A 19,222-nucleotide genomic window follows, 5' to 3' on the forward strand; every position below is an offset into this window, starting at 1 on the left:
TCAAGTTAGTAAGACCCCTTGAAGACGACGAGGTAGATAGGGCGGAGGTGGAAGTACAGTAATGTATGGAGCTGACCGTTACTAATAGGTCGAGGGCATAACCAAGCAAGGTGATAGGAGAATGGATGGAAAGATCTTTTGTATGTAGTTTTGAAGGTATATAACCCTTGAAGAATGAGAGAAGAGGCACCTGGAAGTGAAAACTTCCGGGTGTTTTTTTATGGATTATTTGTGATAAATAGATTAACAGAAGGAAGTTTAGGAGAGATATAGAGAAATATAAGAAAGCCTTCTTCTATGGTTTACGGCGGTAAAACACCATGTTAGTATAGAAAATAAAAAAATTCATAAAAAGTGAAACTTTCTGATTCGTTTTACCGTCTAATAGATGTAAGAACAGTGTAAAGATAAGGGGGAGACAAGCACTGAAAAATAACGACCTGCAGGAGAAGAAAGGGGGAAGCCTATTGCTGTTTTTAGTGAAAAAAGCGCAAAAAAGGGACGACCAGGCATTTGTGGAACTAATGGAAACTTATAAGTCCAGTATGTATAAGGTGGCGAGGAGTTATCTGCGCAGAGATGAAGATATTGCGGATGCTGTTTCCCAGACAATATTGGATTGTTATGACAACATCGTAAAATTGCATGATCCGAAATATTTTAAAACATGGATGATCCGTATTTTGATCAATAATTGTAAGGATACGATAAGACAGAATCAAAAGGAACATCTTCTGGAGACGCCGCCGGAAAAAGGAGAAGAATGTATGGAGCTTAAAAATTATGAATTTCAGGAACTGATGAATTCTCTGGATGACAAATATCGGGTCATACTGCTTCTCTATTACGGAGAAGGCTTTAAGATCCGGGAAATCGCGCAGATACTGGAAATGGATGAAAATACGGTAAAGACAAGATTGTCCAGAGGAAGAAAAAAACTGGGACAGGTGTATAGTTTAAAGCCGGCGGCAGAGAGGAGATAATGTATGAGAAAGGATTATTCAGATAAAGAAATCAAACAGATCCTGGAAAAAGAGGCGCAGATCCCGCAGTGTGTAGAAGAAAAAATCCAGGCGGCATACCGGGAGATCAGTATGGAGCCGAAAGTAACGATGAAGTATACAAAGATATATAAGATCAGAAAAATGATCGTGATCGCAGCCGTTGTGACGATGGCGGCAGGATTGGTAGGGTTTGCAGCGAATGAATTTTTAAAAGTCAATATAAATGAAGAGGAAGAAAATGCGAAGGAGATAGAATTCAGGGTACAAGTAGATGCACAGAAAGAAGCGCACAAGATCGAGGTGGCTCCTACCTATATGCCGGAAGGTTATATATATGGAGAGGAAACTTCTCCATATGGTGGTAAATGGCATAATTATGACACAGACAGTGATATTACGATCACACCCATCAATGCGGCAGAAATTTATTGGGGAGAAAAGACAGAAAATCCAGTGTACCGAGACAGCTTTGACAAAGCAGATTATTTGGAAAAAGCGGAGATAGATGGGCAGCGGCAGGATATTTTCGTAGAGGCGAAGGCTCGCTATGTAGATACAGACAAGCAGACGATCAATATATTCCTCACCAATCAGGAGTATGGATATATGGTTTGGATAAGCAGTGAGACAACTTTAGAAAAAGAAGAGCTGCTGAAAGTAGCGAAAGGACTGAAAATAGAAGTGTTGGATGAAACAGAATCTTATCCTACAGAGGCAGAGATCGAGGACGAACTTGCTGCACAGAAAGAAGAACAGACACTTTGGGAAGAAGAAAAGGCAGAAAAACTAAAATATGGGATCCCGGCAGAAAATATCTATGAAATCGGAGATACCATCTCCAATCCGTTCCTGAATGCAGAATTCTCGGAGGAGGATATTGAGTATACTGTAGAAGATATTCAAATCAAGGACAGCCTTTCTATGGATAAATATCCGACCCAAAACTATATAAGTTATGAAGAAGTTTCCCCTTGGTTTCAGGAAGATGGAACATTAAAACCTCATGCCAGATACACGCAGACGATAACAGAAGATGGACAGGTGCAAGAAGAACCGATTCTTGAAGAAGTCGCATCGAAATATGTAGTGGTAAACATGAAAGTGAAAAATGCCTCCGGCAGGGCATATGAAGGGATAAATCTCGCACCGGATCTGATCGTTAAAGAAACAAGAGAAGATGGAAGTCTCTCCTGCTATGGACCAGAGTTCCTGTCGGCAAATGAGGACTATAATCTGCAGTGGAACAGCGGAGAAGGGGCAAGTTTCCCTGTATATATCGATCCGATATATTATACGGAAGGAACAGAACGTTTAAAGATTGGTTTATACAGACCACTGAAAGAGCAGGAAGAACTGGAATATACACTCGTGTATATAGCGGATGAAGACGTACTGGATTCCCTGTATCTGAAATTCCATCCATCTTATACGGAAGAAATGATCGAAGGAAAATGGACGACCAATCCATATGTAAAAGTAACGAAATAAAAATATACCGTAAGGTATAAGATGACAGGAGAGCGGTTTGACGCTCTCCTGTTTTATATGCAAAAAATATAGTTTGTGGTGTTCGAAAATATTTTGTTCAAAATGTTCGTTTTCGAAAGAAATCTATATGAAATTGCTTCTTAGGCAATTGAATCTGTATTGGCAAATGTTAAAATAAAAATGTAACGGACAATAAACCTAGGAAGGAGTTATATATGGAAATTTTAAAGAAACTTTTACCAGAAGGAATCACAAGAGAAGAAAGAACACAGAAGTTAAATACAGCAATGAGGAATGTTAAACCTGCTATTTGCATTGAGCGCGCAAAATTGATTACAGAAAGTTATAAACAGACAGAAGGCATGCCACATATTATTCGTAGAGCAAAAGGATTAAAATATCTTCTGGAACATATGACAATTTTTATTGATAAGGAAGAATTAATTGTGGGAAACCATGCTTCAAATCCGCGATGTGCGCCTTTATTTCCGGAATTTGGAGGTTTCAGTAAAAAAGAACTGGATATGATGCCTACACGTAAAGTAGATACATTGCAAATCACGGAGGAAGAAAAGAAAATACTTTTAAATGAGATTTATCCTTATTGGAAGAATAAATCTATTGGTGATTTATCTAGGTATTATATTGATGAAAGGATTATGGAAGTTTTAGATTCTGAATATCGCGTATTTAATCCGTTGAGCAGGGCTCGTAGTGGGTATGGTCATTATTTGCCCAATATAAAGAAAATTCTTACAAAGGGTTTTTGCGAAGTAGAAAGAGAAGCAAGAGACTATCTTATAAATTTGGATATTTTGGATAAGGATTTTACTGATAAGGTACACTTTTATAAATCCATACTAATTATCTGTGAAGCAGTGAAAATATTTCAGGACAGATTTGCTGATTTGGCAGAACAGATGGCGGCAAAAGAACAAGATGATCGGAGAAAACAGGAATTGCTACTTATTGCTGAAAATTGTAGGATTGTGCCCTACAAGCCAGCTAAGACGTATTATCAGGCTCTACAGTCATATTGGTTTGTATTAGTGATTGATTATTGTGGACAGAATGGGTCAGCTATTTCGGGCGGAAGAGTAGATCAAATGTTCTATCCATTTTGGAAAAAAGATATAGAAGAAGGACGTATGGTAAAAGAAGAAGCCAGGGAAATACTAGAGGCTTTGTGGGTGAAAAGCAGCGATATTATTAAAGCGGGTACGTACATGAGTGCTAGAAATAATGGAGGATTTGCTACGACTATCAATGTTGTTTTAGGTGGAATAGACGAAAAAGGTGAAGATGCTGTTAATGATTTTACATATGTATGTTTGGATGCAGAACAAACAGTATTTAATTCAGAACCAAATACAAGCATTAGAATCTCCAAAAAGAATCCAGATAAATTTATTAATAAGGTATTACAGATTTTAGTAGAAAATGAAGGCGGGAAACTTCCGTTTTTTAATGATGAGCTGATAATTGATGGTTTGATTAAAGATGGAGTTTCAATAGAAGATGCAAGAGATTATGCAATTGTAGGCTGTGTGGAACCCACAGGGCAGGGGAATACCATGGGAAGAACAAATGCATGTTATTTTAATTTAGCGAAATGCTTGGAGTTGGCATTATTTGATGGAGTATGCCAAATGTCAGGACAGCAAATGGGACCAAAGACAGGTGCGTTTAAAGATTTTAAAACATTTAAAGATTTTTTAAGAGCGTATGAGACACAAGTCGACTATTTTGTTGATATGATGATAAGTTCTTTAAATTCTATTGAGCTTCTTCACGCCAGATATGGACAGCATATATATTGTTCTGCTCTTTTAGAGGGATGCCTTGAAAATGGAAGGGACTGTACACAAGGTGGTGCAAAATACGATTATGTTGGCGTTCAAGGGGTTGGTATTGCAGATGTGGGAGATTCTTTGACCGTTATTAATCAAATGGTGTTTGAAACAAAAGAGCTTATGCCGGAAAAATTATTAAAAGCATTGAAAGAAAATTTTAAAGGTCAGGATATTTTAAAGCACCGTATGCTTAACAAAATATCAAAATATGGAAATGACATAAAGGAAGCGGACGAAATGGTAAAATATGTTGGTGAGCAGTATTGTAGAAGTGTAAAGGGACATCGTTCGCCTCATGGGGCAATTTATCGACCAGGCTTATTCTGTTTGTCTTCCAATACACCTTTAGGAAGGCAAGTATGTGCACTTCCTAGTGGACGCGAGGCTGGTACTCCATTGGGGGATGGTGGAATTTCTCCTAAACACGGAATGGATATCTGCGGACCGACTGCTGCTTGTAAATCAGTTGCTAGAGTAAATCATGAATTAGCAATAAATGGAGTTAATTTTAACATGAAATTTATGCCTACGATTTTAAAGACAAAAGAAGAACGACAAAAATTAATTGATATGATTCGTACTTATTTTAATATAGGAGGTATGCATATACAATTTAATATTCTTACGCCAGAAAAATTAAAAGATGCACAAATGAATCCGGACAGACATAGAAATTTAGTTGTACGTGTAGCTGGTTATAGCGCTTTTTTCGTGGAATTGGATAAAGATATTCAAAATGAAATCATTAACAGAACAATGCAGTGTGTATAGGAAAAGGAGATAATATGGAAAAGCAAATAAGAGGAAATGTATTTGATATACAAAGATATAGCATACATGATGGTCCAGGAATTCGTACAGTTGTGTTTTTAAAGGGATGTCCGCTTAGGTGTAAGTGGTGTTCTAACCCGGAATCGTGGAATGAATCACCCCAGTTGTTTTATGCGTCATCTAGATGTATTGGATGTCGCACTTGTGTGAAAGTATGTACTAATAAAGAAGTAACGGCAGAAGAAAGGTTAAAGATTCATTGGGATCGATGTAAAGCAGATAAATTAGACTGGGTAGAACAGTGTCCAACAAAAGCACTAACAGTAAAAGGAAAATGGATGGGGATTTCAAAAGTAATGGATGAAATAGAAAAGGATATAGACTTTTACAAGCAAAGCAAGGGGGGAATTACTTTATCCGGAGGGGAACCACTTCTACAGCCAGAATTTTCTTATGAGTTGTTGAGACTATGTAATGAAAAAGGAATTCATACATCTGTGGAAACAACAGGATGTGTTCCAAAAGAAAATTTAGAAAAGATATTGCCGGTAGTAGATTTATTTTTATATGATATAAAATCAGCAGATACGCACAAACATAAAGAATGGACTGGCATAGGAAATGAGAAAATTTTGGAAAATTTGAGATGGATATCTAAGCAGAATAAAAAAATATTTGTTAGGACACCCATGATTCCAGAAGTTAATGATAAAGAACAAGATATTCTTGATATCATAGAAATTTTGCAGAAATATAGTATTAGAAACTATGATATACTGCCCTTTCATCAGTATGGAAGTGGAAAATATCAATCTTGTGGAATTGAATATGTCATGCAGGATGTAAAACCACATAACGAGGAATATGTAGAGAAGATGAGGAATATGATACGTAGTTATGGTTTTAACACAAAGATGGAAAAATGAAAAGAGGGGGCAGTTTGCCCCCACTTTCTATATTATACTCATTGTGAAAGTGTTACCTGCCTACGTATATTCACAGGAGTTTTGGTGGAATTTGTATTTTTGTACAGTTCTAACTGAAATACACATTTGTCCGCCCTTGTGATGGAAGTAGTAAATTCAAAGATGAAGCCAGAATCTAAATAGGAGACACGTTGGATTTTATAACCTGGCACTTTAGCAGTGCATTTTAAAAGAGTTGCCTCATCTCTATTGATAATAATTGCTTCAATTGTTTCAGTTGCTCTATAAAGGTTCAATGCATAATGCTCATCTAGTGTATTGTACAGTGAAACAGAAGAAAAATCATAATATTCAATACCCTCACACAGATAATACGGGATATATGACTTTTCAAACAGAATGGGCTCATTATTCGCACAGCGAAGCCTATATAGCTTAAATACTTTTGTTTGTGTACTTGGCAATCTGAGCTGTTCACGAATAAAAACGGGAGCATCTACAACCTCGCTTTTTAGGACGATAGAATTAGGGTTTGCACCGAGTTCTTTCATGTTTTCCGTGAAATTATAAAGATAATTAATATTGCGTTTCATTTTGGAATCTGCAATAAAGGAGCCTCTTCCACGATAGCGGACAAGAAGTCCTTCTTCCACTAGTCTATCCATACATTGTCTGACGGTTGTACGGCTGATATTTAATATTTTACAAAGATTAGCCTCGGTGATCATTTGATCTCCAGGCTTTAAAATGCCTGCTTGAATTTGTATTTTAATATAAGAGGCAAGTTGTTCATATAATGGTGAATCACTTCCTAAAGAAAAATGAAAAGTTTCTTTAAAATAATCAATATCCAATTTAATAGTTCCTTTCTAACATAGGATTTCCGCATGGGATGAAAGGGACAAATGTTGTAAATACAGCGGATAGAACGGTTTTATTTGTTTCAATAGTATCACAAAAAGATAGTGCATTCAAATATCTTTTGCCAATTACTGGATGAAAAAACAACTGGATTAAATCATGTTTTTGTGATACAATACATATGTATCATACAAATGATACAAAAATCATATCATAAGTAAATAAAAAAGGCAATATATTGACGTGGAAAAATAAAGTAAAATAAATGGGGAAAGTTATCAATGCGAGAACGCAGAAAGATTATTTTACAAGAATTAGAACAGACAGGATATGTAAAAGTAAGTATGTTAAGCCAAGAATTCCATTGTACAGAGATGACAATACGTAGAGATCTAAACGCTATGTCAGAAGAAGGTTTATTAAAAAGGACACATGGAGGGGCTGTTAAAATTGGAAAAAATTTTGTGACAGATAATGTAAAAGATTTGGTTTATAGCAATCTATGCAACAAGATATATATTGCGAAAATGGCTTACCGTATTATAAAGAATGGGGATACTATTTTTTTAGACGATGCGACGACTTGTCTGTATTTAGCACAGGAAATAAAAAGAAACAATAAAAAAAGTGTTAATGTAATTACAAATAGTATTTTACTCGCTTCAGAAATCATGCAGACAGCACATATATTATTGAAGGTAATAGGAGGAGATGTTGCAGGAAATCTTTCTGCTACTGTGGGGAAAGAAGCACTGGAACAGATAAGAGGATATAGAGTGAATAAAGCATTTATTGGGGTAAACGGAATTGATTATCAGGAAGGAATTACAGGAATCGGATATCCGCAGATGGAGATAAAAAAAGCTATGATGAAACGAGCAGAAGCTACCTATGTGCTAGCGGACAGCAGTAAATTCGGACATATATATTTGTCCCATATTTGTAATCTATCTGAAGTGACAGGTGTTTTGACAGATAAAGATTTAAAGGAAGAATATGTACAGATAGCAAAAGAGAAGAACTATCCGATATATGTAGATGATACATTTATAAATAGGAGAGAATGAAAATGAAGAAAGAAACTATGAGTGAAAAACAAAAATGTCAGTCGGGAGTTTTGTATGATGCTAATTATAATAAGAATTTGGTAGAGGAACGAAACAGATGCAAAGACGTATGTTTTGCATTTAACAATTGTTTACCATCTAGGAAAGAACACAGGAAGAATATTATAAAACCAATATTTGGTAAAGCAGATGATACATTTCAAATCGAGTCAGACTTCTGGTGTGATTATGGATATAATATAGAATTAGGCAGAAATTTCTATGCAAATCATGGATGTATCATTCTAGACGAAGCAAAAGTTATGTTTGGTGATAATGTTTTTATAGGACCAAATTGCGGTTTTTATACTGCAGGGCATCCGATTGATCCACAATTAAGAGTAAAAGGTTTAGAGTATGCAAAACCTATTACTATTGGAAGCAATGTTTGGTTTGGAGGAAATGTGGTGGTTATGCCTGGAGTAATGATTGGAGATGACGTAATCATAGGTGCTGGGAGTGTGGTGACAAAAGATATACCAACTGGGGTGATTGCAGTCGGAAATCCATGTAGGGTATTACGAAAGATCACAGAGGAAGAAATAGAAAAAGAAAGGAGGTTAGTATGAGCTGGCTAGATTTACATATGCATACTGTACTTAGCAATGATGGAGAATTTGAACCAGATAAACTAATGAAGTTGTGCGCAAAGGCGAAGCTGGAGGTAGTAGCGATTGCCGATCATAATAGTACCAGGGCATATAGAAAAGCAAGTGAAACAGCAGGGGCTTTGGGAATTGAATTACTTCCAGCAGTAGAATTAGATTGTACTTTTCAGGGAAAAGATTTTCATGTCTTAGGGTATGGGATTGATCCAGTATATGAGGAGTATGAAATAATTGAAAAAGAACTACTCTGCAAAGAACAAGATGCCTCCAAAATAAGATTGAAACTTATACAAGAAGCAGGGATAAAAGTTGATCATGAAAAAGCAGAAACTTTGGCCCATGATGACGTGATAACAGGAGAAGTAATAGCAGAAACTGCATTACAAGATTCAAGAAATTATGCATTACTAGAAGCATATCTTCCCGGAGGTAGTCGAAGCGATAATCCATATGTTAATTTTTATTGGGATTGGTGTGCACAGGGAAAAATTGCCTATGTACCGATAGAATTTATATCTCTTGATAAAGCGATAGAAATTATTAAAAAATCGGGTGGAATTCCGGTTCTTGCACATCCAGGGAATAATGTAAAAGAAGATACGGACTTGCTGGAAAAAATTACTGAAAGAGGAGTATGTGGAATAGAAGTGTTTAGTAGTTATCATACAGATAAGCAGAAGAAATTTTATATGGACTGGGCAAAGAAGCATGAAATGGTAATGACTGCTGGAAGTGATTTCCATGGAAAGACAAAGCCAGCTATTTTCTTGGGAGATATGGATATTTGGGGAATGGAAGAAATGTTATATAAAAAATTAAAGGAAGCAATAAGGAGGGGATAATCAGTGGATTCTTTGTGTCGGGATATTTTATGGAAAGAAGGGACATGGACAAATAAACCTGCAGCATGGAAAGAAGAAGGAAAATCGTTGTTGGTACAAGCGATGCCGGAAAGTGATTATTGGGAAAAAACATTATATGGATTTATACATCGCAATGGGCATGCACTTTTGACAGAGTTAAAACGTTCTGAGGCAATGGAGGTAACCTTTTTGTTAAAAGACTTCTCAGAATTATATGATCAGGCAGGCATGATGATCTGGTATGATGATATACATTGGATTAAGGCTGGGATAGAAGTAATAGATGGAGAGCCTAATATATCTATTGTAATAACAGATGTATATTCAGATTGTTCTAATTTTCCAGTAGCGAATTGGGAAGGAGAGAAGGTTACATTTCGTGTGTCACCTTTTCATGATGCAGTTTTAATTCGTGTACGTACTTCTAAAAGCAGATGGATGACGGTAAGGCTTTCTAGATTTCCTTTTGAGAAAGGAATAAAAGCGGGACCTATGGTATGTGCACCTATCAGGAAAGATTTAAAGGTAGAATTTACAAGGTGGATAAAGACGGATCCGGACATAGCACAGCATCAAGATCCTCCCATCATATAAATAATTTAGATATTTTACTATAAAAATCAATTTCAGATTGCTATATATTTTTATTTTGGAGCAAGCAGCGCTTGCGGAAATATTCTAAAGCAATTTGAAGTTGATTTTTTTAATACCTCAATTTACAGGCTTTTATTTTTTAAGGATGTATAGAAAATAAGAAGGTTTATCATTTAATAAATTAGTTAAATTGTAGAAAATATATAGTAATATTTGTGCAATATGCAAATTTTAGTATAAAACAAACAAAAGTATTGACAATATAAAACGATTAATATATATTAAATGTATCATACATTTGAAACAAATAAACAGGAGGTTAATTATGGGGAAGGTAAAAGAGATGAATAGTAATGAAAGCAAAATACTTCTAAAAAAAATGAAAGCAATGGGAATTTTGTGGGCGCTGATTTTAATTTGTATCATTGCGGCTGTTATTTCCCCTAATTTTTTAAGACCGGCTAATATAGTTAACGTAGTACGTTCTGTTTCTTTAAATGGTATTATTGCCATGGGTATGACCTTTGTTGTGCTAACAGGTGGGGTGGACTTGTCAGTTGGCTCTATTGTTGGGGTGGTTGCTGTGTCCTGTGCGATGCTGCTTCAAAAAGGAGTCTCTCCCATTATGACAGTAGCAGCAGGATTAGTAATAGGGATTATTCTTGGCCTAATAAATGGTATTGGGGTTACAAGAGGAAGATTAGCGCCGTTTATTATGACTTTAGGTACGATGACTGCACTTCGTGGAGTGGCAAGATATTTGGCGAATGGTTCGCCACAGAATTGGACTGAATCAGGTATTGATTTTTCCTTTTTGGGTCAGGGAAGTATGTTAGGAATTCCAGTACCGGTTTATATCTTTTTAACCGTATTTTTTATTGCATTATATATGCTGAAATATACAGGTTTTGGAAGAAGTGTATATGCTTTGGGGGACAGTAGAGAAGCAGCGCGTTTATGTGGGATTCATACAAAAAGAGTAGAGACAATGTGCTTTGTGATTACAGGTTTTTTGTCGGCGCTTTCTGCAATTATTTTTATTTCAAGATTAGGCATTGGGCAGCCGGAGGCTGGGGAAGGTTATGAGTTAGATGCACTTGCGATGGTCTATATCGGCGGGGCAAGCACAGCTGGAGGAAGCGGAAGTGTAGTTGGTACTTTGATTGGGGCCTGCTTGATTTCCGTATTAAATAATATTTTGAATTTGATGGGTATTTCCCCATTCATACAGAAAGTTATTCAAGGTGTCATTATTATATTAGCTGTGCTGTTAGAGAGAAAGACAAAAAAGAATTCTTAAGGCTAAGGGCACGTGAAGAAAGTGCTTTAGTAATAAAATAATTCACAATAATAAAAGGAGGAAATGTGGATGAAAAAGAAAATAATAAGTGCGGTTCTTTGTCTAACAATGGTAGCGGGTCTGGTAGTCGGATGTAGCAATGGAGGAGCAGGAAATTCTGCTGGAGAGGATAAATCTTCGAAAGAAGGAGATAAAAAGTATACGATAGGATTGTCTCAGGGGACAATGAACCATCCATTTCGCGTTGCCATGGTGGATGAAAATGTGGCCTATGCAGAAGAAAATTATCCGGAATTTGAAGTAATTACGACTGATGGACAGAATGACTCGGCTACACAAGTACAAAATGTAGAAGATCTGCTTGCCCGTGGAATTGATTTATTGATTATTTCACCGTTGACAGCGGATGCACTGACTCCAGTTTGCCAGAAAGCAATGGATCAAGGAATACCAGTAGTTACACTAGACAGAAATGTAGAGTGTGAAGTTACATGTTATGTCGGAGCAGAGAATAAACCAATGGGAGTAGCTTCCGCAGATAAGTTAGCAGAAGCTTTAGATGGCAAAGGAAAAATTGTAGAAATACAGGGAACAGCAGGGACATCGGCAACGATAGACAGACATGACGGTTTTGCAGAGCAATTAGAAGCTGAATATCCGGATATGGAAGTTATTGCGACACAATATTGTGATTATCTAAGAGAAGATGCAATGGCATTTATGGATGATACATTACAAAGATTCGGACCTGGTGAAATTGATGCAATCTATTGTCATAATGATGAAATGGCGTTAGGGGCTTTAGAAGCATTGCGAGCAGCAGGCCGTGAAGATGAAGACATATTAATTACGGGAATGGATGGGACAGAAGTTGCTTTTAAAGAAATTGAAGAAGGCAATATGTTCTTTACTGTTTTCTATCCGTATTGTGCACCAGAAGGAATGCAGGCAGCATATGAGATCCTAGAAGGAGACGGAGTAGAGCAGCGTTGGGAATTAGAGACAGTGGTTATTGACAAAGATAATGTAAAAGACTGGATTGGAAAAGGTCTGTAAATAAACCCATAATACGGAGGTGGCAGCGATGCTTAAGATGAATCATATTTCAAAAAGTTTTCCTGGAGTAAAGGCACTGGATGATATCTCAATTTCTGTAAAACGAGGAGAAATACATGCTTTAGTTGGAGAAAATGGTGCTGGAAAATCAACATTAATGAAGATTTTATCAGGTGCTTATTCATTAGATAAAGGCGAGATTATCATCGATGGGGAAAAAATAGAAAATACGACACCTGCAAAGATGATTGAAAAAGGAATTGCAGTAATTTATCAAGAGTTAATGCTGTTGCCTCACCGTACTGTAGCCGAAAATATTTTTCTGAACAGATATCCGAAAAATAAGATGGGGAAGATAGATTATAAAAGGATGGAAGAGGATACAAAGAAAGTTATAAAAGAATTGCAGTTAGATTTGGATCCGCGGGCTGTGGTAGAAGATTTAAGTGTGGCAAAGAGACAGATGGTAGAGATTGCCAAAGCAATGTCTAGGAACGCTAAAATTGTAGTACTGGATGAACCGACAGCAGTATTAGGAGACAATGAATTGGAAGGACTTTTCAGAATCGTAAAAAATCTTGCAGCAGAAGGAGTTACTTTTATCTATATTTCTCATCGGTTAAAAGAGATTTTTGAACTTTGTACAAGTTTGACAATTATGAAAGATGGACAGCTTGTAGAAAGCGGGCCGGTACAAAATTATACAACAGAAATATTGGTTTCCAGAATGGTGGGCAGGGATGTAAAAGATATTTATCCTAAAAGAGAAAGAAAATGTGGAAATGTTGTGCTTTCTATTCGAAATTTAACAAGGAAAGGCGCGATAGAAAATATCAATTTTGATCTTCATAAAGGTGAGATTTTAGGAATTGCAGGGCTTGCAGGAGCAGGACGCTCGGAGATTTTACGTGCAATTATCGGTGCGGATCCAATTGATGAGGGAAATATAGAATTGGAAGGAAAACCAGTAAAATTTAAAAACGTAAAAGAAGGAATTCTTGCAGGCTTAGGTATAGTACCAGAAGAACGAAAAGCAGAAGGACTAATGCTACAGCAAAATATGATATTTAATATGACTATACCGGCGCTTAGAAAATATAAAAATAAATTCGGTACACTGATGTTACGAAAAGAAGCAGAAATTACAAAGAAATATATTCAAATGTTTCATATACGTCCAGGAATACCTGATACCATTACAAATTTTATGAGTGGAGGAAATCAACAAAAGGTAGTTTTATCGAAATGGATAGCGGCAGATTGTAAAATTCTTCTTGTAGATGAACCTACTAGAGGAGTAGATGTAGGTGCAAAAGAAGAAATTTATGAAATATTAAATCAACTGATTGAAAAAGGACTTTCTATTATTATGGTGTCATCAGAATTGCCCGAACTTTTAGGAACATGCGACAGAATTATGGTGATGAATGAGGGAAAACAAACAGGATTATTTGATATTGAAGAATGTTCTGAAGAAACACTTATGACATTTGCAACAAATTAAAAAGAGGTGGAAATATGTACGATTTTTGTGCGATAGGAGATGCTTTGATAGACTATATTCCTGGTCCTGGATATACACTGGAGAAACCTATTTATCAATGTGAAGTTGGAGGAACAGTAGTAAATGCCTTGACAGCAGCAAGTAAGTTGGGACTTCATACAATGTTTATTGGCAAAATAGGTGATGATTGTATGGGAGAATTAATCAGACGCAAAATGGAAAGCTACGGCGTGGGTTTAGAGGGATGTGTTTTAGATCCAGTTCATTTTACGACACAGTCATTTGTCACCCTGGATGAAAATGGAGAGAGAAGTTTTAGTTTTTCAAGAAGATTTGGTGCAGATATTTGGCTGGATGAGAAAGAAATTCCGATAGAAAGAGTTCTCCAATCTGCTATGGTTGGATTTTCTGGTATGTGCATGACGGATGAACCAGTTAGAACGGCAACTTGGAAGGTGCTCAACGAGGCGCATAAAAAGGGAATACCAATTGTATTGGATGTAAACTACAGGCATAATTTGTGGAGTAGTAAAGAAAAAATGATTTGTGAGATGAAAAAAACTTTATCTAAGGTTTCGCTTTATAAATCATCAGAAGAAGAAGCATATCTTCTTACGGGAAGAAATACCTTGAAAGAGGCTGCAAAAGAAATTTCTAAATACGGCTGCAAACTAGTGATTATCACATGTGGAGAAAAGGGTTCTTATTATTACACAGAAGAAAAAAGTGAAAAAATAAAAGCATATGATGTGAAAGCAGTGGATACGACTGGAGCTGGAGATAGTTTTTTCGCAGGAGTAATTTATCAAATTATTCAAAAGGGTGGAATAGAAAAGGTTATGTCAGAAGATCTTCCACAAATATTAAAGTTTGCTAATGCCGCAGGAGCATTAGCAACTACGAAAAAAGGAGGAGTGACAGGCTCTCCTCTGTTACAAGAAGTAGAGGAGTTCATAAAGCAGCAGAATAAAGAGTAACCATTTCAAAAAATGATGAAAGAGCATGATAAGTATAGGAGGAGACCAGATGAAACCAGAAAAATCAGCAAATGAGATGACCGTGAAGGAATTGGCAGCGTACATTGACTATTCTGTATTAAAACCGGAGTTTACAGAGGAAGAGATCATTGCTTTGACAAAAGACGGGGTAAACTTAGGGTGCGCTACGATCTGTATCAATCCGGGATATATGGAGTTATGTGAACCATATGTAAAAGGAACAGACACCATGCTGTGTCCGGTAACGGATTTTCCGTTCGGTACAAGTTCTACACAGTCCAGAGTGGAGCAGATCGAAAAGGTGGCAAAGTATGATACAGTAAAAGAGGTAGATATCGTAGCGAACTATGGATGGCTCAGAGCAGGATTATATGACAAGGTGACAGAAGATTTAAAGGCGTGCGCGGAAGCTGCCCATAAATATGGAAGAGAGATCAAAGTGATCCTGGAAACAGACGCGCTGGGTGAAGAGCAGATCCGAAAAGGCTGTGAATGTTGTGTAGAAGCAGGCGTAGATTTTGTGAAGACAAGTACAGGATTCCTTACAGGTTTTGAATTAAAAGGCGCTGCGCCGGAGGTGATCGAGATCATCATGGATCAGTTGAAAGGAAGGGCAAAGGTCAAAGGCAGCGGATGTATTCGGACAAGGGAGCATTTCTTACAGTTGATCGATATGGGAATCGACCGCATGGGAGTTGGATATAAATCCGTTCCCGTTGTGCTGGATCTGAAATAAAGGATAAATGCTTAGAAAAGGCAGTGTTTTACATTCTGGCATAGAATGTAGAACGCTGTTTTTTCATTATGGTAAAAACGATGGAAAAACAGTGCTATTTAGGACTGTGATTTGACAAGGGTATCCAGGAAGTTTATAATTCAACTGTATGAGTGTATGTCCGGGACCAGAAGTTTTCGGATGTGAATAAACGCAAGGAGGAGCACAATGAAGAAGCCGGTTTTGATCATTATGGCAGCAGGAATGGGGAGCAGATACGGTGGTCTAAAGCAGATCGACCCGATAGACAAAGAGGGGCATATCATCATGGATTTTTCCCTTTTCGATGCGAAAAGAGCGGGGTTTGAGAAGGTTATTTTTATTATAAAAAAAGAAAATGAAGAGGACTTTAAAGAAGCAGTCGGAAAACGTATAGAGCAAGTGATGGATGTCTCGTATGTATATCAAGATCTTTTTCATCTTCCACAAGGGTACCATGTCCCGCAGGGGCGGGTAAAGCCATGGGGAACAGCACATGCTGTACTGAGCGCGTATGAAGAAGTGGATGGTCCTTTTGCAGTCATCAATGCAGATGATTATTATGGACAGCATGCCTTTGAGAAAATTTACAAATTTCTTACTACCCATGAAGATGGTGAAAAATACAGTTATACAATGGTCGGATATCGGCTGAAAAATACAATGACAGACAATGGACATGTGGCGCGCGGGATCTGCGAATTAAATGAGGATCAAGAACTTGTGGAAATTAATGAGCGGACCAGGATTGAAAAAAGAGAGGGGCAGATCGCTTATTCTGAAGATGACGGCAAAACATGGATACCGGTGGATGGCGAAAAATTAGTTTCTCTGAATATGTGGGGATTTACCCAGAGTATTATGGAAGAGATCAAAGCTGGTTTTCCGGCATTTTTACAGCAGGGATTAAAAGAGAATCCCATGAAATGCGAGTATTTCCTTCCGTCTGTTGTAAGCGGACTGCTGGAGGAAGGACGTGCGGCGGTAACAGTATTGGATACAGAAGATAAATGGTATGGGGTGACATACAAAGAGGACAAACCAATGGTAGTGGCGGCCATTCAGGCGCTGAAGGATGCGGGGAAATATCCGCAGAAATTGTGGGAATCATAACTATATCGTAGCAGAAAAGGAGGGTATACAATGTCTATATTAGTGACAGGCGGTGCGGGATTTATAGGAAGTCATACTTGCGTAGAGCTGTTAAATGCGGGATATGAAGTGGTCATTGTAGATAATCTATATAATGCGTCAGAAAAGGTCATAGGACGGATTGAAGAAATCACAGGGAAAAGTGTAAAATTTTATAAAGCAGATGTGCGGGACGCAAAAGCGTTAGATGAAATTTTTGCGAAAGAAGCTGTCGAAGCGGTTATCCATTTCGCAGGACTGAAAGCAGTGGGCGAATCTGTCGCAAAACCTTTGGAATACTATGACAATAATATAAACGGTACATTGACACTTTGTGATGTCATGAGAAAGCATGATGTCAAGAATATTATTTTTAGTTCTTCTGCTACGGTATATGGCGATCCAGCATTTATACCGATCACAGAAGAGTGCCCAAAAGGAATCTGCACGAATCCATATGGCTGGACAAAATGGATGCTGGAACAGATCTTGACAGACTTGCACACGGCAGATAAAGACTGGAATGTGGTTCTTCTCAGATATTTTAATCCTATCGGGGCTCACAAAAGCGGAAAGATCGGGGAAGATCCGAAAGGAATTCCGAATAATCTTATGCCCTATATTACGCAGGTAGCGATCGGAAAACTGCAGTGTCTTGGGGTATTTGGGGATGATTATGATACACCGGATGGAACCGGTGTGCGCGATTACATTCACGTAGTGGATCTGGCAATCGGCCATGTCCGTTCTGTCGAAAAGTTAAAAGAAAAAGCAGGGGTATCCGTTTATAATCTGGGAACAGGTAAAGGATATTCTGTACTGGATATGGTGAAGGCCTTTGGAAAGGCATGCGGAAAAGAAATACCTTATGAGATAAGGCCAAGACGTGCAGGCGATATTGCCACATGCTACTGTGATGCGGCGAAAGCAAAAGAAGAATTACATTGGGAGGCAAAACGCGGTTTAGAAGAAATGTGCGAAGATTCCTGGAGATGGCAAAGTCAGAATCCCAATGGGTATGAAGAATAAAATATAAATTTAACTGACAAAAGAAATATGAAGTCAAACGGCAAAAGGGCGCATGAAATCTGTATTTTACATCGCTCGTCAGGGCTGTGCCTAAATTCCTCGCTCACGCAAAACACAGATTTCATGCATACACTTTCGCCGCTTAAGTTCATGTTTCTGTTAAAAAAATCGACTTCACGCTGCTGCGCATTTCCGCTAGAAGGCAAAAAACACTTCTGTTTGGAAGTCTGTAGCAACGTGAGGTCGTCTTTTTTTCTGAAATTTAATTGAGGAATCTGCCTTCTGATAGTAGAGTGAAACTTCTGATTGGAAGAGACAGCGAAGAAACACTATGTCAGATAAGCGGGTCCTGTCCTGTGTTCTGACACAGTGTTTCTTTGCGTACCTTCTATATAAATTTTACCTTTTCTCTATAAGGCAGTTCGTCAATTAAATTTATATTTTTCTATGAATTTCCGGACGGTTTCTATATCTGTTTCGAGCATTTCTGCGATTTCTTCAGCGCAGTATCCTTTCTGGACTTTCTTTTCTATCTGTTCCTGTAATTTCTGCAGTCTTCCTTCTTTTAATCCGGAAGCATGGCCTTCCTTCAATCCGGAGGCGTGGCCTTCGCGAATACCTTCTTCACGCGCTTCATTTTGTTCTATGATCTTTTCTTCCCAAGCCTGCATATATTTCACCCCGATCTTTTCGCTGGATTTGATCGCTTGGATGCGCTTCTGGATGTTATGGATCCGCTCACTGACACAGATCCTGCTCACTTCCTCCGTGGTGTGCTCCATATATTTGAGGAGTTCCACTAGTTCTTCTGACACCCCTTCGGTATTCGTTCCATGGGTATTGAGGAAGATACGGACAGCACCGTCTCCCAGAGAGAGTTCCGGTACTCCCTCACACTGCATACGGAAGGTATAGCGGTACAGTCCGTATCCGAACAGGTCGAAGGGACAGATCAGGATGATATACACGGGATTTAATTTCTGGAAGCCGACTTCTCCCGGAGTTAAGAGATTCGAGTCGATCAGCGCCTGATAGAAGCGGCTCCGTTTCGGAAGGTTTCCCGTATTGTTCTGTTGGACTTCTGTGTTATAGACCGTGTCCTCCTCATCCATGGCCCATACATCCAGCCGTACATAGCGGTTTAAGGGATGGGTGCGCTGTTCCTTCTCCGTCTGGGGCAGCAGTTTTAATACAACTTCTTTCCCTAAAATGATCTCCAGTATATCCCGCATGGTATCCGGGTCGTCCGCCGCCTGTGCGAATAAAAAACGATCCAGCAGGTTCAAATCCTTCAATGGTTTTTGTTTTAGTTCCATCTGTACTTTTCTCCTTTGATTATAGGGAAAAGCCCGCCGGTTTACAACACTTTTCCCTAA

General features: G+C 37.9%; 17 protein-coding genes and 1 rRNA gene. 16 read left to right on the forward strand and 2 right to left on the reverse strand.

The window, feature by feature from the left end:
- From WKT01_RS12230 to WKT01_RS12250, 5 genes are all read left to right on the forward strand, one after another.
- Nucleotides 1-105, forward strand: a 23S ribosomal RNA gene (locus tag WKT01_RS12230); the annotation flags it as partial.
- A 362-nt stretch (nt 106-467) separates the two neighbouring features.
- The gene (locus WKT01_RS12235; protein WP_117975443.1) at nt 468-983 is read left to right on the forward strand and encodes an RNA polymerase sigma factor; all 516 of its coding nucleotides are present in this window, start codon (nt 468-470) and stop codon (nt 981-983) included.
- 3 nt (nt 984-986) lie between these two features.
- Complete coding sequence (locus tag WKT01_RS12240; protein ID WP_117975444.1) at nt 987-2,492, forward strand: hypothetical protein; 1,506 nt, start codon at nt 987-989, stop codon at nt 2,490-2,492.
- Between the two features lie 215 nt (nt 2,493-2,707).
- Nucleotides 2,708-5,116 carry a glycyl radical protein gene (locus tag WKT01_RS12245; RefSeq protein ID WP_117975445.1) on the forward strand — a complete coding sequence of 803 codons (2,409 nt, stop codon included), beginning with the start codon at nt 2,708-2,710 and terminating at the stop codon, nt 5,114-5,116.
- A 14-nt stretch (nt 5,117-5,130) separates the two neighbouring features.
- A complete protein-coding gene (locus WKT01_RS12250; protein WP_270395681.1) occupies nt 5,131-6,042 on the forward strand; it encodes a glycyl-radical enzyme activating protein in 912 nt (303 codons plus the stop codon).
- A gap of 38 nt (nt 6,043-6,080) precedes the next feature.
- On the opposite strand, the gene WKT01_RS12255 is transcribed toward WKT01_RS12250, so the two are convergent.
- A complete protein-coding gene (locus WKT01_RS12255; protein ID WP_117975446.1) occupies nt 6,081-6,896 on the reverse strand; it encodes a GntR family transcriptional regulator in 816 nt (271 codons plus the stop codon).
- 288 nt (nt 6,897-7,184) lie between these two features.
- On the opposite strand from WKT01_RS12255, the gene WKT01_RS12260 reads away from it, so the two are divergent.
- The 11 genes from WKT01_RS12260 (at nt 7,185) to galE (ending at nt 17,846) form a co-directional block, all read left to right on the forward strand.
- Complete coding sequence (locus WKT01_RS12260; protein WP_117975447.1) at nt 7,185-7,970, forward strand: DeoR/GlpR family DNA-binding transcription regulator; 786 nt, start codon at nt 7,185-7,187, stop codon at nt 7,968-7,970.
- Nucleotides 7,971-7,972: 2 nt separating this feature from the next.
- Nucleotides 7,973-8,578, forward strand: coding sequence for a sugar O-acetyltransferase (locus WKT01_RS12265; RefSeq protein ID WP_330671112.1), 606 nt, complete (start codon nt 7,973-7,975; stop codon nt 8,576-8,578).
- Nucleotides 8,575-9,459 (forward strand): PHP domain-containing protein, encoded by an 885-nt coding sequence (locus tag WKT01_RS12270; protein WP_059070249.1) that lies wholly within the window; start codon nt 8,575-8,577, stop codon nt 9,457-9,459. The genes WKT01_RS12265 and WKT01_RS12270 overlap by 4 nt, the downstream gene beginning before the upstream one ends.
- A 3-nt stretch (nt 9,460-9,462) precedes the next feature.
- The gene (locus WKT01_RS12275) at nt 9,463-10,074 is read left to right on the forward strand and encodes a DUF1349 domain-containing protein (protein ID WP_117975448.1); all 612 of its coding nucleotides are present in this window, start codon (nt 9,463-9,465) and stop codon (nt 10,072-10,074) included.
- Nucleotides 10,075-10,399: 325 nt separating this feature from the next.
- Complete coding sequence (locus WKT01_RS12280) at nt 10,400-11,374, forward strand: ABC transporter permease (protein ID WP_117975449.1); 975 nt, start codon at nt 10,400-10,402, stop codon at nt 11,372-11,374.
- A 69-nt stretch (nt 11,375-11,443) separates the two neighbouring features.
- Nucleotides 11,444-12,430 carry a substrate-binding domain-containing protein gene (locus WKT01_RS12285; RefSeq protein WP_270395680.1) on the forward strand — a complete coding sequence of 329 codons (987 nt, stop codon included), beginning with the start codon at nt 11,444-11,446 and terminating at the stop codon, nt 12,428-12,430.
- Nucleotides 12,431-12,467: 37 nt separating this feature from the next.
- Nucleotides 12,468-13,934 (forward strand): sugar ABC transporter ATP-binding protein, encoded by a 1,467-nt coding sequence (locus WKT01_RS12290; protein WP_340312544.1) that lies wholly within the window; start codon nt 12,468-12,470, stop codon nt 13,932-13,934.
- A 14-nt stretch (nt 13,935-13,948) separates the two neighbouring features.
- Entirely contained in the window at nt 13,949-14,911 is a 963-nt protein-coding gene (locus tag WKT01_RS12295; protein ID WP_117975450.1) for a carbohydrate kinase family protein, read from the forward strand.
- Nucleotides 14,912-14,960: 49 nt separating this feature from the next.
- Complete coding sequence (gene deoC, locus WKT01_RS12300; RefSeq protein ID WP_117975451.1) at nt 14,961-15,668, forward strand: deoxyribose-phosphate aldolase; 708 nt, start codon at nt 14,961-14,963, stop codon at nt 15,666-15,668.
- Between the two features lie 207 nt (nt 15,669-15,875).
- Entirely contained in the window at nt 15,876-16,799 is a 924-nt protein-coding gene (locus WKT01_RS12305) for a sugar phosphate nucleotidyltransferase (RefSeq protein WP_117975452.1), read from the forward strand.
- A 30-nt stretch (nt 16,800-16,829) separates the two neighbouring features.
- Nucleotides 16,830-17,846, forward strand: a complete 1,017-nt coding sequence (gene galE, locus WKT01_RS12310; RefSeq protein ID WP_117975453.1) for a UDP-glucose 4-epimerase GalE — start codon at nt 16,830-16,832, stop codon at nt 17,844-17,846.
- Between the two features lie 425 nt (nt 17,847-18,271).
- On the opposite strand, the gene WKT01_RS12315 is transcribed toward galE, so the two are convergent.
- The gene (locus tag WKT01_RS12315; RefSeq protein WP_117975475.1) at nt 18,272-19,162 is read right to left on the reverse strand and encodes an Rpn family recombination-promoting nuclease/putative transposase; all 891 of its coding nucleotides are present in this window, start codon (nt 19,160-19,162) and stop codon (nt 18,272-18,274) included.
- Nucleotides 19,163-19,222 lie beyond the last annotated feature (60 nt).

The sequence above is a fragment of the Mediterraneibacter sp. ICN-202921 genome, from assembly GCF_037890075.1.
GTDB classification, from domain to species: domain Bacteria; phylum Bacillota; class Clostridia; order Lachnospirales; family Lachnospiraceae; genus Mediterraneibacter; species Mediterraneibacter massiliensis.

Bases quoted from the DNA above. Each gene is read 5' to 3' on its own strand.
- WKT01_RS12295 (WP_117975450.1), top strand. From the start codon at position 13,949: ATGTACGATTTTTGTGCGATAGGAGATGCTTTGATAGACTATATTCCT.
- deoC (WP_117975451.1), top strand. From the start codon at position 14,961: ATGAAACCAGAAAAATCAGCAAATGAGATGACCGTGAAGGAATTGGCA.
- WKT01_RS12240 (WP_117975444.1), top strand. From the start codon at position 987: ATGAGAAAGGATTATTCAGATAAAGAAATCAAACAGATCCTGGAAAAA.
- WKT01_RS12270 (WP_059070249.1), top strand. From the start codon at position 8,575: ATGAGCTGGCTAGATTTACATATGCATACTGTACTTAGCAATGATGGA.
- WKT01_RS12305 (WP_117975452.1), top strand. From the start codon at position 15,876: ATGAAGAAGCCGGTTTTGATCATTATGGCAGCAGGAATGGGGAGCAGA.
- WKT01_RS12260 (WP_117975447.1), top strand. From the start codon at position 7,185: ATGCGAGAACGCAGAAAGATTATTTTACAAGAATTAGAACAGACAGGA.
- galE (WP_117975453.1), top strand. From the start codon at position 16,830: ATGTCTATATTAGTGACAGGCGGTGCGGGATTTATAGGAAGTCATACT.
- WKT01_RS12250 (WP_270395681.1), top strand. From the start codon at position 5,131: ATGGAAAAGCAAATAAGAGGAAATGTATTTGATATACAAAGATATAGC.
- WKT01_RS12285 (WP_270395680.1), top strand. From the start codon at position 11,444: ATGAAAAAGAAAATAATAAGTGCGGTTCTTTGTCTAACAATGGTAGCG.
- WKT01_RS12290 (WP_340312544.1), top strand. From the start codon at position 12,468: ATGAATCATATTTCAAAAAGTTTTCCTGGAGTAAAGGCACTGGATGAT.
- WKT01_RS12280 (WP_117975449.1), top strand. From the start codon at position 10,400: ATGGGGAAGGTAAAAGAGATGAATAGTAATGAAAGCAAAATACTTCTA.
- WKT01_RS12315 (WP_117975475.1), bottom strand. From the start codon at position 19,162: ATGGAACTAAAACAAAAACCATTGAAGGATTTGAACCTGCTGGATCGT.
- WKT01_RS12265 (WP_330671112.1), top strand. From the start codon at position 7,973: ATGAAGAAAGAAACTATGAGTGAAAAACAAAAATGTCAGTCGGGAGTT.
- WKT01_RS12245 (WP_117975445.1), top strand. From the start codon at position 2,708: ATGGAAATTTTAAAGAAACTTTTACCAGAAGGAATCACAAGAGAAGAA.